The 13,239-nt window shown below is 64.8% G+C and carries 14 protein-coding genes; 6 read left to right on the top strand and 8 right to left on the bottom strand.

The window, feature by feature from the left end:
* Positions 1–130 precede the first annotated feature (130 nt).
* Both PA6_RS18400 and speD read left to right on the top strand, forming a co-directional pair.
* Positions 131–553, top strand: coding sequence for an OsmC family protein (locus PA6_RS18400; protein WP_021702473.1), 423 nt, complete (start codon positions 131–133; stop codon positions 551–553).
* 211 nt (positions 554–764) lie between these two features.
* The gene (gene speD, locus PA6_RS18395) at positions 765–1,559 is read left to right on the top strand and encodes an adenosylmethionine decarboxylase (protein ID WP_021702472.1); all 795 of its coding nucleotides are present in this window, start codon (positions 765–767) and stop codon (positions 1,557–1,559) included.
* 54 nt (positions 1,560–1,613) lie between these two features.
* Here the strand turns inward: speD and coq7 are convergent, their stop codons facing one another.
* A complete protein-coding gene (gene coq7, locus PA6_RS18390) occupies positions 1,614–2,261 on the bottom strand; it encodes a 2-polyprenyl-3-methyl-6-methoxy-1,4-benzoquinone monooxygenase (protein ID WP_043217011.1) in 648 nt (215 codons plus the stop codon).
* 86 nt (positions 2,262–2,347) lie between these two features.
* A complete protein-coding gene (locus PA6_RS18385; protein WP_021702470.1) occupies positions 2,348–2,686 on the bottom strand; it encodes a histidine triad nucleotide-binding protein in 339 nt (112 codons plus the stop codon).
* A 71-nt stretch (positions 2,687–2,757) separates the two neighbouring features.
* Here PA6_RS18385 and PA6_RS18380 point away from each other — a divergent pair, with 71 nt between their 5' ends.
* A complete protein-coding gene (locus tag PA6_RS18380; RefSeq protein ID WP_021702469.1) occupies positions 2,758–4,239 on the top strand; it encodes an AAA family ATPase in 1,482 nt (493 codons plus the stop codon).
* On the opposite strand, the gene PA6_RS18375 is transcribed toward PA6_RS18380, so the two are convergent.
* The 4 genes from PA6_RS18375 to hemJ all read right to left on the bottom strand — a co-directional run bounded on the left by PA6_RS18375 (position 4,236) and on the right by hemJ (position 7,550).
* Positions 4,236–5,057, bottom strand: coding sequence for an SDR family NAD(P)-dependent oxidoreductase (locus tag PA6_RS18375; protein WP_021702468.1), 822 nt, complete (start codon positions 5,055–5,057; stop codon positions 4,236–4,238). The genes PA6_RS18380 and PA6_RS18375 overlap by 4 nt on opposite strands.
* 3 nt (positions 5,058–5,060) lie before the next feature.
* Entirely contained in the window at positions 5,061–6,056 is a 996-nt protein-coding gene (locus PA6_RS18370) for a DUF805 domain-containing protein (RefSeq protein ID WP_021702467.1), read from the bottom strand.
* Between the two features lie 87 nt (positions 6,057–6,143).
* Entirely contained in the window at positions 6,144–7,106 is a 963-nt protein-coding gene (locus PA6_RS18365; RefSeq protein ID WP_021702466.1) for an NAD(P)H-dependent flavin oxidoreductase, read from the bottom strand.
* Between the two features lie 18 nt (positions 7,107–7,124).
* The gene (gene hemJ / locus PA6_RS18360) at positions 7,125–7,550 is read right to left on the bottom strand and encodes a protoporphyrinogen oxidase HemJ (RefSeq protein ID WP_021702465.1); all 426 of its coding nucleotides are present in this window, start codon (positions 7,548–7,550) and stop codon (positions 7,125–7,127) included.
* A 144-nt stretch (positions 7,551–7,694) separates the two neighbouring features.
* Here hemJ and argC point away from each other — a divergent pair, with 144 nt between their 5' ends.
* Both argC and erpA read left to right on the top strand, forming a co-directional pair.
* The gene (gene argC, locus PA6_RS18355; protein ID WP_021702464.1) at positions 7,695–8,729 is read left to right on the top strand and encodes an N-acetyl-gamma-glutamyl-phosphate reductase; all 1,035 of its coding nucleotides are present in this window, start codon (positions 7,695–7,697) and stop codon (positions 8,727–8,729) included.
* 133 nt (positions 8,730–8,862) lie between these two features.
* Entirely contained in the window at positions 8,863–9,213 is a 351-nt protein-coding gene (erpA, locus tag PA6_RS18350; protein WP_021702463.1) for an iron-sulfur cluster insertion protein ErpA, read from the top strand.
* A gap of 60 nt (positions 9,214–9,273) precedes the next feature.
* Here erpA and PA6_RS18345 read toward each other — a convergent pair whose 3' ends face one another.
* Both PA6_RS18345 and PA6_RS18340 read right to left on the bottom strand, forming a co-directional pair.
* The gene (locus PA6_RS18345; RefSeq protein ID WP_021702462.1) at positions 9,274–10,365 is read right to left on the bottom strand and encodes an anhydro-N-acetylmuramic acid kinase; all 1,092 of its coding nucleotides are present in this window, start codon (positions 10,363–10,365) and stop codon (positions 9,274–9,276) included.
* Between the two features lies 1 nt (position 10,366).
* Positions 10,367–11,785, bottom strand: coding sequence for a peptidoglycan DD-metalloendopeptidase family protein (locus PA6_RS18340; RefSeq protein WP_021702461.1), 1,419 nt, complete (start codon positions 11,783–11,785; stop codon positions 10,367–10,369).
* Positions 11,786–11,965: 180 nt separating this feature from the next.
* Between PA6_RS18340 and tyrS the strand changes: the two genes are divergently transcribed.
* Positions 11,966–13,165 carry a tyrosine--tRNA ligase gene (tyrS, locus tag PA6_RS18335; protein WP_021702460.1) on the top strand — a complete coding sequence of 400 codons (1,200 nt, stop codon included), beginning with the start codon at positions 11,966–11,968 and terminating at the stop codon, positions 13,163–13,165.
* The last annotated feature ends 74 nt before the right edge of the window (positions 13,166–13,239 follow it).

The following is a 13,239-nucleotide window of genomic DNA, read 5'->3' as shown; positions in this document are numbered from 1 at the left end:
CAGACCGAGGGGGGGCGGCAATGCCAAATTGCGACACAGTCGGCACGCAGTGCGGCCCATTGTCCGGGAACGGGCGCTACAGCGCGCTGTGATAAGCTACGCGCCTTTTTCGGGCAGTGGAGTCCTGGCAATGAAAGCGCGCATTCAATGGGCCGGCGAGGCCATGTTCCTCGGCGAATCCGGCAGCGGTCATGTGGTGGTGATGGACGGCCCGCCCGAGGCCGGTGGTCGCAACCTCGGCGTGCGCCCGATGGAAATGGTGCTGATCGGCCTGGGCGGTTGCAGCAACTTCGACGTGGTCAGCATCCTGAAGAAGGCGCGTCAGCCGGTCGAGAGCTGCGAAGCCTTCCTCGAGGCCGAGCGTGCCGACGAAGATCCCAAGGTATTCACCAAGATCCACCTGCACTTCGTGGTCAAGGGCCGCGGCCTCAAGGAACCCCAGGTCAAGCGCGCCGTGGAACTGTCGGCGGAGAAGTACTGCTCGGCCTCGATCATGCTCGGCCGCGCCGGCGTCGAGATCACCCACGACTACGAAATCGTCGAACTGGGCTGAGCCACGTTCGTCATGCCGCGCGCGCATGCTCTGGCGGAGCCGGTCCCGGCTCTGCATAATGCGCGCCTTTTCGCGGGCTCATGCCCGCAACCCCAAACCACAATCGCCATCGCGAAGAGGTGTTAACCGTCCTACGCAGCTGAGTCGTTCCCAGCTGACGGGCATGCTCGATCACGCGGCAGGGCCGCATCCACATAGAGAGTTCCAAACGGTGAAAAGCAAACTCAAGCTCCACGGGTTCAACAACCTGACGAAGACCTTGAGCTTCAACATCTACGACATCTGCTACGCGGAAACGCCGGAAGACCAGCAGGCCTACGTCCAGTACATCGATGAAGAGTACGACGCCGAGCGCCTGACGCAGATCCTCACCGATGTTGTCGACATCATCGGCGCCAATATTCTGAACATCGCCCGTCAGGACTACGACCCGCAAGGCGCCAGCGTGACCATCCTGATCTCCGAGCAGCCGGTGGAACCCACCGCCAGCCAGATCGAGGAGTCCCCGGGGCCGTTGCCGGAGACCATCCTGGCGCACCTGGACAAGAGTCACATCACCGTGCACACCTACCCGGAGATCCATCCGGTCGAGGGCATCGCGACTTTCCGCGTGGACATCGACGTGTCGACCTGTGGCGTGATTTCGCCGCTGAAGGCGCTCAACTACCTGATCCACCAGTTCGACTCGGACATCGTCACCGTCGACTACCGCGTGCGGGGCTTTACCCGCGACGTGGAAGGCAAGAAGCACTTCATCGATCACGAGATCAACTCGATCCAGAAATACCTCTCCGACGACACCCGGGACGCTTATCAGATGACGGACGTCAACGTGTACCAGGAGAACCTGTTCCACACCAAGATGCTGCTCAAGCAGTTCGATCTGGACAACTACCTGTTCGGTGACGCGACCCGCAACCTCACCGCCGAACAGCGCAAGCAGGTGGAAGAGCGCGTGCGCCACGAGATGCTGGAGATCTTCTACGCGCGCAACATGCCGCGCTGATGCTCCTGCAATGAAAAAGGGCGCCGATTGGCGCCCTTTTTCGTGGCTACCGCGTTATATGCGATAGGTGCTCTTGGTCATCACCTTGGACAGCAGGCTCATGCCCAGCTTCACAGGCGCCGGGAAGCGCAGCCCGCCTGCGTCCAGGGCGCTGGTGGCATGCTGCTCTTCGTCCTCGCGCATCTGCTCGAGAATGGCGCGGGTCTTGGCATCGTCCGCCGGGATCTGTTCCAGGTGCTCGTCCAGATGCTTGACCACCTGATCCTCGGTGGCGGCGACGAAGCCCAGGCTGACGCGGTCGCCGATCAGCCCGGCCACTGCGCCGACGCCAAACGACAGGCCGTAGAACAGTGGGTTGAGCACGCTCGGGTGGCTGCCCAGTTCGCGGATGCGCTGCTCGCACCAGGCCAGGTGATCGATCTCCTCGTCGGCGGCATGTTCCATGGCCTTGCGTACCTGCGGCAGCTTGGCGGTCAGCGCCTGGCCCTGATAGAGCGCCTGGGCGCAGACCTCGCCGGTGTGGTTGATGCGCATCAGGCCGGCGACATGGCGGGCCTCGTCGTCGCTCAGCGCCGACTCGTTCTGCAGGATCGCCGGCGAGGGGCGCGCAGGGGCGCCACTGAAGGGCAGCAGCGTGCGCATGGCGGCATCGGCCTGCATCAGCAGACGGTCGACGGGGGAAAACTGGCGTTCGTTGCTCATGGCCAACTCCACGGAAAGCATGCAGTCAGTTTACCTGAAGGGCCGGACAGAAAAATGACCGGTGACAAGAGGCCGCAGTGCGCCGCTCAGCCCGGCGGCCAGTGCAGCTGGCGCTGGCCGAGCACGTGCATGTGGATGTGATGCACGGTCTGCCCGCCCAGGTCATTGCAGTTCATCACCACGCGGAAACCTTCCGCGCATCCCTCCTGCATGGCCAGGCGCTGGGCTGTGTAGAGGATGTGCCCGGCCAGGGCCCGGTCATCTTCGGTGAGCTGGTCGAGGCGGGGAATGTGGCGCTTGGGGATTACCAGGAAATGCACCGGCGCCTGTGGGCCGATGTCATGGAAGGCCAGCACCTGGTCGTCCTCATACAGCGTGCGGGCCGGTATCTCGCCGGCGACGATGCGGCAGAACAGGCAGTCCATGCGCTTTCCCTCGGTGACTTTGGGTATTCTGCGAGTTTAATCGTGTTGGCAGGCTGCACAAGGAGTGCGTGTTGAAGAACGATATTCACGATCTCGGGCTGGTGCTGGAGTCGCGCGTCAAGCTGGTGGTGATCGAGTCCTGGGATGAACCGCGAGTGCTGGAAACCCTCACCTCGCTGGCGATCAAGCGCGGCCTCGGCATCTACACCTGGGCGGTCACCGAAGGCCTGCAGCGCCTGGCCTTTGGTGGCGAGCCGGTGGGCGAGCAGGACAGTCGTGAGCCGGAGCAGGCGCTGCGCCTGATTAAGGCCGATCCGACGCCCAACCTCTACGTGATGTGCGACCTGCATCCGTTCCTGGTCGACGACCCCAAGCTGGTGCGCCTGCTCAAGGAAATCGCCATGAACGAGGCGCCGCACAAGCCGACCCTGGTGCTGGTGTCGCATGCGGTCAAACTGCCGGCCGAGGTACAGCGCTACGCCGCACGCTTCAGCCTGGCGCTGCCGACCGAGGAGGAGCTGCTGGCGATCGTGCGCGAGGAAGCCACGCGCTGGAGCGAGCGCAACCGTGGCGCGCGGGTGCGCACCGACAACCGCACCCTGCAGCAGGTGGTGAAGAACCTGCGTGGCATGAGCCATGCGGAGGCGCGGGCGCTGGCGCGCAACCTGATCTGCGACGACGGCGCCATCACCCAGGAAGACCTGCCGGAGCTGAACAAGGCCAAGTTCCAGCTGCTCGACCTGGATGGCGTGCTCAGCTTCGAACACGACACCGCGCGCTTCGCCGAAGTCGGCGGCCTGGCCAACCTCAAGCGCTGGCTGGGCGAGCGCCAGGACATCTTCCTCAACGGCAAGGGGGCGGACATGCCCAAGGGCATGTTGCTGGTCGGCGTGCAGGGCGGCGGCAAGAGCCTGGCGGCCAAGGCCGTGGCCGGGCTCTGGGGCCTGCCGCTGCTGCGCCTAGACTTTGCCAGCCTGTACAACAAGTTCTTCGGCGAGACCGAACGCAACCTGCGCGAGGCGCTCAAGCTGGCCGAGCAGATGGCACCCTGCGTGCTGTGGATGGACGAGCTGGAGAAGGGCCTGGCCACTGCCGACAACGACGACGGCGTGAGCCAGCGCGTACTGGGCACCCTGCTGACCTGGATGGCCGAGCGCAAGGCGCCGGTGTTCATGGTGGCCACCGCCAACGCCATTCACCGTCTGCCGCCGGAACTGGTGCGCAAGGGCCGCTTCGACGAGCTGTTCTTCGTCGACCTGCCGGATGCGGCGGTGCGCGCGGAGATCTTCGCCATCCATCTGCGGCGCCGCGAGCTGGAGCCCGAGCAGTTCGATCTGGCCGCGCTGGCAGCAGCCTGTGACGGTTTCTCCGGGGCCGAGATCGAGCAGGTGGTGGTCAGCGCCCTGTATGCCGCGCAAGCCCGCCAGCAGCCCGTGGATCAGGCGTTGCTGCTGAGCAATATCCAGGGCACGGCGCCGCTGTCGGTGGTGATGGCCGAGGACCTGGCCGCCCTGCGCGCCTGGGCGGATGGCCGCACGGTAAACGCCGGCTAGTCGAGCGCGCGGGCCTGCTCGCCGTCCGGCGTTCGCGGCAGCAGCGGGCGCACCATGCGCATGGCAATGCGGCGCACCAGCGCGCGCGGGGTCAGGCGCAGCAACTGGGGCAGCAGGCGGTTGCGCCATCCGGGAATGATGATGGCGCGATTCTTCTCCAGACCTCGCATGGCGGCCAGGGCGACCTGCTCGGGGCTGGCCAGTTGCTGGTGCCGCTCCAGCCCGCCGCTGTAGAGGCCGGCGCGACGGAAGAAGGCGGTGGCCACCGGCCCGGGGCACAGCACCGAGACCTTGACGCCGAAAGGCGCCAGTTCGCAGCGCAGGGCCTCGGACAGGTGCAGCACGTAGGCCTTGCTGGCGAAGTAATTGCTCATCAGCGGCCCGGGCTGGAAGGCCGCCACGGACGCGACATTGAGAATCTGCCCGCCGCCGCGCCGCTTCATGTCCGCACCCAGGGCATGGCAGAGGCGGGCGACGGCCAGCATGTTGAGCTCGATCAGGTCCTGTTCCTGCCCCCAGTCCTGGTCGACGAACAACCCGGCGCTGCCGATGCCGGCATTGTTCACCAGCAGGTCGATGTGGCGCTCGCCCTGTTCCAGTTCCTGGATCAGCCCGGTGAGCTGCAGGGGTTCGGTCAGGTCACAGATGCGTAGCAGCGCCTCGATGCCGAAGCGCTGGCTCAGCTCGCAGGCAATGCTCTCCAGCGCGTCGCGCTGGCGCGCCACCAGGATCAGGTTGCGCCCGCGCCGGGCCAGCGCCTCGGCCAGGGCCAGGCCGAGGCCGCTGGAGGCTCCGGTGATCAGGGCGTAACCGCTCAAGGCTTACTCCTCGAAGTCCGGGCTCACGTAGGGCTCGGCGGCGTCTGCGGGCGCCACCTGCTCCATGCCCTGGGCCGCATCGACATAGTCCTGATAGGCCGGAATCGAGATGGCCGCGACAATACCGATGATGGGCACCAGGAGTGCGCACCAGGCCAGGGCGATGACGCCGCGGCTGTTCGGCGGCGGCGGTGCGCCGTAACGGTTGGCGCCCTGGGTGCCGGGTACTACCAGCATCAGGATGGCGAATACGCTGCCGACCACCGGAACGAAGTTGACCAGCCACAGCCAGCCGGACCAGCCGATATCGTGCAGGCGCTGCACGCCGATCATCACGCTGATCACCACGGCGGCAATCACCAGCGGGATCATCAGAATGCCGCCCAGGATGGGCGAGGCGAGCATCAGACCGGCCGAGATGCCATAGGCCAGCATGGCCAGGAGCATCATGCCCATGGACCAGCCCAGATAGCGCACGCGGCCGATCCGCCCATCCGTGGTGAAGACCTTCAGCGTGCCGTATTCCGGCAGGCTGTCGCCGACTTCAGAGCGCGGTGGGCTGTAGGGCGATGGTGCGCCGAGCGTGGCCGACGCCGGAGCGCTCTCGGCCTGCTGCGCCTGGCGCGCCAGGTACTTGTCGATGATGATGCCGCACGCTGCGCACTCGGCTGCCTTGTCCTGCTGATGGCCACACTTGGGGCAAGTCATGGCGTGCGCGGGTGCCGTTGCCGGCTCCGGAGTGGTTTCAACCAGGCTCAGCGCGACCGCTTCCTGCTCCTTGCGGGCCTGGGCGCCGGCCTGCTGCAGAGCGGCCAGGTACTTGTCCGCCTCGGTCTCGGCCAGGTCGCGCTTGAGCGCCACCGGCGAGCCGCTGAACAGTGCGTCGATCTTGCTCGGGTCGCTCTTGAACAGGCGAGCCAGGTTGTCCTTGACCGTTTCGAGCGTCATCTCCGGCATCAGTTGGCCGTCGAAGACGATCTTGTAGCGAGCTTCTGTCATGCGTGCATCCCTGTCTGCGTTATTAAAATGTCTAGAGCCTAGGGGCTTTGCCGAGGGCGGACAAGCGACGGCTGCGCAAATTCCTGCTCAGCGCGGCCAATGCTGGCTGAGCTGCGAGGAACGTCCCTGGGCGGCGCGGTATTCGGCATCCAGGCGTGCCACCAGTTCGGCCACCGAGGGTACATCGGCGATGCCGCCGACGCCCTGGCCGGCCGACCACACGGTCTTCCAGGCCTTGGCCTCGTCGCTGATCGGTTTGAGCTTCTCGCCGTAGTTGACGTCACCCTTGTCCTGCAGGCGTGCCAGGTCATAGCCGGCCTTCTCCAGGCTCTGGCGCATGAAGCTGGCCGGCACGCCGGACACCGCCGGGGTATGCACGATATCGGCGGCGCGGGCGTTGAGGATCATCTGCTTGTAGTCGGCGTCGGCGTTGCTCTCGCGGGTGGCGATGAAACGGGTGCCCATATAGGCCAGGTCGGCGCCGAGCAGCTGCGCGGCCAGCACTTCATGGCCATGGTTGAGGCAGCCGGAGAGCAACAGCGTCTTGTCGAAGAACTGGCGGATCTCTGCAATCAGGGCAAACGGGCTCCAGGTGCCGGCATGCCCACCGGCGCCGGCAGCTACCGCGATCAGGCCGTCCACTCCGGCCTCGGCGGCCTTCTCGGCATGACGGCGGGTGGTCACGTCGTGGAACACCAGGCCGCCGTAGCTGTGCACCGCGTCCACCACTTCCTTGACCGCGCCCAGGCTGGTGATCACCACCGGCACCTTGTGTTCGACGCAGATGGCCAGGTCCGCCTGCAGGCGCGGATTGCTGCCATGCACGATGAGATTGACCGCATAGGGGGCGGAGTCGGTCTTGAGGCCGGCCTCGATTTCTTCCAGCCAGGCCTTGAAACCACTGCTCTCGCGCTGGTTGAGGGCGGGGAAGCTGCCCAGCACGCCGCTGTGGCAGCAGGCCAGCACGAGTTGCGGGTTGGACACCAGGAACATCGGCGCGGCCACCACGGGCAGGCGCAGGCGCTGGTCGAGCAGGGCGGGCAGGGACATGAGACTTTCCTCTTGTAATCAGAAGGGTTTGACCACCACGAGGATCACGATGCCCAGCAGGAACAGCACCGGCACCTCGTTGAACCAGCGGTAGAACACATGGCCGCGGGCGTTTTCGCCGCGCGCGAAGCGTTTGAGCTGGGCACCGCAGACATGGTGGTAGCCGACCAGCAGGACCACCAGCAGCAGCTTGGCGTGCAGCCAGCCCATCTTCAGCCAGGCCGGATTGAGGTAGAGCAGCCAGGCGCCGAAGGCTAGGGTGGCGATCATCGACGGGTTCATGATGCCGCGATACAGCTTGCGCTCCATCACGCAGAAGCGCTCGCGGCTGATCTGGTCCTCGGCCATGGCGTGATAGACGAACAGGCGCGGCAGATAGAACAGGCCGGCGAACCAGCAGACGATGGCGATGATGTGCAGGGCCTTGATCCAGAGATAGAGCATTGACGGCGTCCAGCTGAAGAGTTGCCTGCGATAGTAGAGAAAGCCGCGCCTGCCCGTCATCCTCTCGCCGTTCGAGGTTGGCCGGCGCGGCCACGGGCCTTATCATCGCAGCCTTTCTCAACGGTCTCGCAGCGGGGGTATGCAATGGTCAAGGTCGGAATCGTCGGCGGCACGGGTTACACCGGAGTGGAGCTGCTGCGCCTGCTGGCTCAGCACCCGCAGGCCGAGGTGGCGGTGATCACCTCGCGCTCCGAGGCTGGAGTCAAGGTCGCCGACATGTACCCCAACCTGCGTGGTCACTACGACGATCTGGCGTTCAGCGTGCCGGACGTGGCGACCCTGGGCGCCTGCGACGTGGTGTTCTTCGCCACCCCGCACGGCGTGGCCCATGCCCTGGCCGGTGAGCTGCTGGCGGCCGGCACCAAGGTCATCGACCTGTCGGCCGACTTTCGTCTGCAGGATGCGCAGGAGTGGGCCCAGTGGTACGGCCAGCCGCACGGCGCGCCGGATCTGCTGCCGGAAGCGGTCTACGGCCTGCCGGAAGTCAATCGCGAGGCGATCAAGGGCGCCCGCCTGATCGCCGTACCAGGTTGCTACCCGACGGCGACCCAGCTCGGCCTGATCCCGCTGCTCGAAGCCGGCCTGGCCGACCCGAGCCGCCTGATCGCCAACTGTGCCTCCGGCGTCAGCGGCGCGGGCCGTGGGGCCAAGGTCGGCTCGCTGCTGTGCGAGGCCAGCGAAAGCATGATGGCCTACTCGGTCAAGGGGCACCGCCACCTGCCGGAGATCAGTCAGGGCCTGCGTCGTGCCGCCAATGGCCCGGTCGGCCTGACCTTCGTGCCGCACCTGGCGCCGATGATCCGCGGCATCCACGCGACCCTGTACGCCACTGTCGCCGATCGTGGCGTGGACCTGCAGGCGCTGTTCGAGCAGCGCTACGCCAACGAACCCTTCGTTGATGTGATGCCGGCCGGTAGCCATCCGGAAACCCGCAGTGTGCGTGGCGCCAACGTCTGCCGCATCGCCGTGCACCGTCCGCAGGGCGGCGAACTGGTGGTGGTGCTGTCGGCCATCGACAACCTGGTCAAGGGCGCGTCGGGCCAGGCGCTGCAGAACATGAACATCCTCTTCGGTCTGGACGAGCGCCTGGGCCTGGCTCACGCCGCACTGCTGCCCTGATCCACGTGGAGCCTGCGCGGGCAGGCTCCGCGCCAACCTTGGTGCGGAATAATTGACCGATTTGCTCGGGTAAGCGGATAATCGCCACCCGTGTGGTATGTAAGTTGGCGCCTGGCGCCGGGAGAGCAGCAAGATGAGCGTCGAGACCTTCACTCCAACCCCCCTGATCTTCACCCAGGGCGCGGCGAACAAGGTGAAGAGCCTGGTCGATGAAGAAGGCAACCCGCGCCTGAAGCTGCGCGTGTTCGTCACCGGTGGCGGCTGCTCGGGCTTCCAGTACGGTTTCACCTTCGATGAGGATGTGGCCGACGACGACACCATTGTCGAGCGCGAGGGTGTCAGCCTGGTGGTTGATCCGATGAGCTTCCAGTACCTGGCGGGTGCCGAGGTGGACTACCAGGAAGGCCTGGAGGGTTCCCGCTTCGTGATCAACAACCCCAATGCCACGACCACTTGCGGCTGCGGATCGTCCTTCTCGATCTAAGTCTGCTGGACAGGAAAAGCCGCGCTGATGCGCGGCTTTTTCGTTTCGGCTCGGGCGCCGTCAGGCGGGGTAGATGGCGCCCAATACGCGCAGCCCTCTGGCGCCGGTCACGCTGGGGCGGTTGGCAGGGATGCGCTCCAGGCAGCAGTGTGCCAGCCAGGCGAAGGCCATGGCTTCGACCCAGTCCGGTGGCACGCCCCGAGTTGCGGTGCTGGCGACCCGGCAGCTCGGCAGCAGTGCCTGCAGGCGCTGCATCAGCGCGCCGTTGTGTGCGCCACCGCCGCACACCAGCAGTTCGGCGGTATCGCTTTGGGCCTGCCGCAGCGAATCGATGATGCTGCGCGCGGTCAGTTCCAGCAGGGTGCGCTGTACATCGGCTGCTGGCAGCGGCGGCAGGGCAGCGAGATGGCTTTCCAGCCAGGGCAGGTTGAACAGCTCGCGGCCGGTGCTCTTCGGGCCGCGCCCGGCGAAGTAGGGATCGCTCATCAGGCGCAACAGCAGGGCTTCGTTCAGCAGGCCGCTGGCGGCCCAGGCACCGTCGCGGTCGAAGGTCTCGCCGCGTACCTTGCCGATCCAGGCGTCCAGCAGGACGTTGCCCGGGCCACAGTCAAAGCCGCGCACCTCCCGGCCCGGATCGATCAGGCTCAGATTGCTGAAGCCGCCGACATTGAGCACGGCGCAGGGGCTGTCCTGAGTATCGAATAGCGCCTCGTGGAAGGCGGGGACCAGGGGGGCGCCCTGCCCCCCAGCCGCGACGTCGCGACGGCGGAAGTCGGCGACCACCTCGATACCGGTCAGTTCGGCCAGCAGGGCGGGGTTGCCGATCTGTACCGTGAAACCGCGTGCCGGCTCGTGCCGCACGGTCTGGCCGTGGCTGCCGATGGCGCGGATGTCATCCGGGCTCAGCTGCTCGCGTTTCAGCAGTTTGTGTATGCCTTCAGCGGCCAGCTCGACCCATTGCTGCTCGGCTGTTGCCGCGCGCGCCAGTTCGTCTGGCCCGGAGGCGCACAAGGCCAGCAGCTCGGCACGCAGCGCGGCCGGCATGGGCAGGTAGTGGTGGGCGAGTAGGGTGGGGCGGTCTTCCTGGCGGACCAGGGCGATGTCCAGTCCGTCGAGACTGGTACCGGACATCACCCCCAGGTAGTGCGGCATATCAGGGCTGCTTGTTGGCGGCCAGCAGGGTGGCCTTTTCCTGATCCATGCGGGCCATCAGCGGCTTGCTCTGCTGCAGGAAGCGCTGCTTCTCGTTGCGAGCGATGGGATCGGCCATCGGCAGCTTCTGGCTGAGCGGGTCGACGTGACGGCCGTTGACCTGGAACTCGTAGTGCAGGTGCGGCCCGGTAGAAAGACCGGTGGTGCCGATATAGCCGATGATCTGACCCTGTTTCACGCCCACGCCGTTGCGGATGCCCTTGGCAAAGCCCTGCATGTGTCCGTAGAGCGTGCGGTAGCTGTTGCCGTGCTGGATGATCACGGTGTTGCCGTAGCCGCCACGTCGTCCGGCCAGCATGACGCGTCCGTCGCCGGCGGCCTTGATCGGCGTGCCACGCGGCGCGGCGTAATCGACGCCCTTGTGGGCGCGGATCTTGTTCAGAATCGGGTGGCGACGGCCCATGGAGAACTTCGAGCTGATGCGCGCGAAGTCTACCGGGGTGCGGATGAACGCCTTGCGCATGCTCATGCCGTCGGCGTTGTAGTAGCTGGTCACGCCCTGCTTGCTGGTGTAGCGCACGGCGGTATAGGTCTTGCCGCGGTTGGTGAAGCGCGCAGAGAGGATGTTGCCGCTGCCAACCTGTTTGTTGCCGACCACGTGCTCCTCATAGATGACTTCGAACTCGTCGCCCTCACGGATGTCCTGGGCGAAGTCGATGTCGTAGCCGAACACGTTGGCCAGATCCATGGTCAGGCTGTGCGACAGACCGGCACGTTTGGCAGAGAGGAACAGTGAGCTGTTGATCACGCCGTGAGCGTAGGTGGTGCGTACGTCCGGCTTGACCAGCTCGCGCTTGAAGGAGAAACCGTTGTCGCTGCGCGTCAGGGAGATGCTTTCGAGGTCGCTCAGCTTGCTGCCCAGGCGTTCCAGCTTGCCGTCGGCAGTCAGCTTGAACTCCAGTACCTGGCCAACATGCAGACGACCGAAGCGTTTGGCTTCCTTGCTGCTGCCAATGGCTTCGTGTAGCGCGTTGGCATCCAGACCGACCCGCGAGAACACGGTCGACAGTGTGTCGCCACTGGCAACAGTGACGCTTTTCTGTAGCGGATCGGTGGGAAGACTGGCTTGGTTGTTTTTATCCGCGTCTGCTTGGGCGCTGTTCTTGTTGTCGCTGAGGCCTGCATCGGCAAAAGGCGATGCGCCTCCATCCCCGGCGGCCTGGCCGGGTCGGAGATCGTCCTTTTCCTGGACGATCTGCTCGGAGCCGTTCTCCAGCTCCAGGCTCAGGTAGGTCTTCTTCGCCTCGACTTCGCGGGAGGGGAACACCAGCAGGGCCAGGCTCAGCAGCGCCGCTACACCGCTGGCTGCCAGCAGATGGCTCCTCGGGTAGGGCGGGGCTTTGGGTACAGAATGCGTCATGGCTAAGGGTGTTTCTTGGAAGAATGCATTAACTGTCTAAAATATAATCAAAATTCCCTATAGGCAACCCTGTGGCTGACCTATCGGCCGAGTGGCCGGCCCTGGGGGCAAAGCTTGTAATTGGTCAGTGATCTTGTATGGTTGGTTCCCTTTTGGTCTGTGGGTAGCGTGAGTTCTGTCATGAAGTCGGTTGAAGAGCAGCTGGCGCTGATCAAGCGCGGTGCGGAAGAGGTTCTGGTTGAGTCTGAACTGGTAGAGAAGCTGAAGCGTGGCGAGCCGCTGCGTATCAAGGCTGGTTTCGATCCGACGGCGCCCGACCTGCACCTGGGGCATACCGTGCTTATTAATAAGCTGCGCCAGTTCCAGGAGCTGGGGCATCAGGTGGTCTTTCTGATCGGCGACTTCACCGGGATGATCGGTGATCCCAGTGGCAAGAGCGCGACTCGTCCTCCTCTGACCCGTGAGCAGGTGCTGGATAACGCCGAGACCTACAAGGCGCAGGTGTTCAAGATTCTCGATCCGGCCAAGACCGAGGTGGCGTTCAACTCCACCTGGATGGATCAGCTGACGCCGGCCGACTTCATTCGCCTGGCCTCTCAGTACACCGTGGCGCGCATGCTCGAGCGCGATGATTTCCAGAAGCGCTATGAAGGCAACCAGCCGATCGCCATTCATGAGTTCCTCTATCCCTTGGTGCAGGGCTACGACTCGGTGGCGCTGCGTGCTGACGTCGAGCTGGGTGGTACTGACCAGAAGTTCAATCTGCTGATGGGACGCGAACTGCAGCGTGCCTATGGTCAGCCGTCGCAATGCATCGTCACCATGCCGCTGCTCGAAGGGCTGGATGGTGTGAAGAAGATGTCCAAGTCCTTGGGTAACTACGTGGGCATCCAGGAAGCGCCGGGTGTCATGTACAACAAGCTGGTCTCCATGCCTGACGCGCTGATGTGGCGTTACTTCGAGCTGCTGAGCTTCCGCTCCATGGAGGAGATCGAGCAGTTCAAGCAGGATGTGGCCGCCGGCGCCAACCCTCGCGATATCAAGATCAAGCTGGCTGAGGAGATCGTTGCGCGCTTCCATGGTGAAGAGGCTGCCGCCAATGCGCATCGCTCGGCGGGCAATCGCCTCAAGGATGGTGAGCTGCCTGACGATCTGCCGGAAGTGGAGCTGCTCTCTGCCGAGGATATGCCGATCTCGTCTGTCCTTAATAAAGCTGGTCTGGTGAAGAATGCTGCGGCTGCTCGTGATCTGCTCAATGCGGGTAGCGTGAAGGTGGATGGCGAGGTGGTCGACCGCACCTTCATCTTTAAGCTGGGTTCCGTGCATGTCTGCCAGGCGGGCAAGAAGGCTTTCGCGCGCATCAGCCTCAAGGCTGAGTAAAAGTTCTTGGAATGGGCTTGACGGCCCGTTCAAGGTCCTTATAATGCGCGCCTCTTCCGGTGCAGTCCTCTCGG

It is taken from the genome of Aquipseudomonas alcaligenes NBRC 14159 (genome assembly GCF_000467105.1).
GTDB lineage: Bacteria > Pseudomonadota > Gammaproteobacteria > Pseudomonadales > Pseudomonadaceae > Aquipseudomonas > Aquipseudomonas alcaligenes.
The sequence above is the reverse complement of the archived record's forward strand: the minus strand, read 5'-3'. Positions and strand labels throughout refer to the sequence as shown.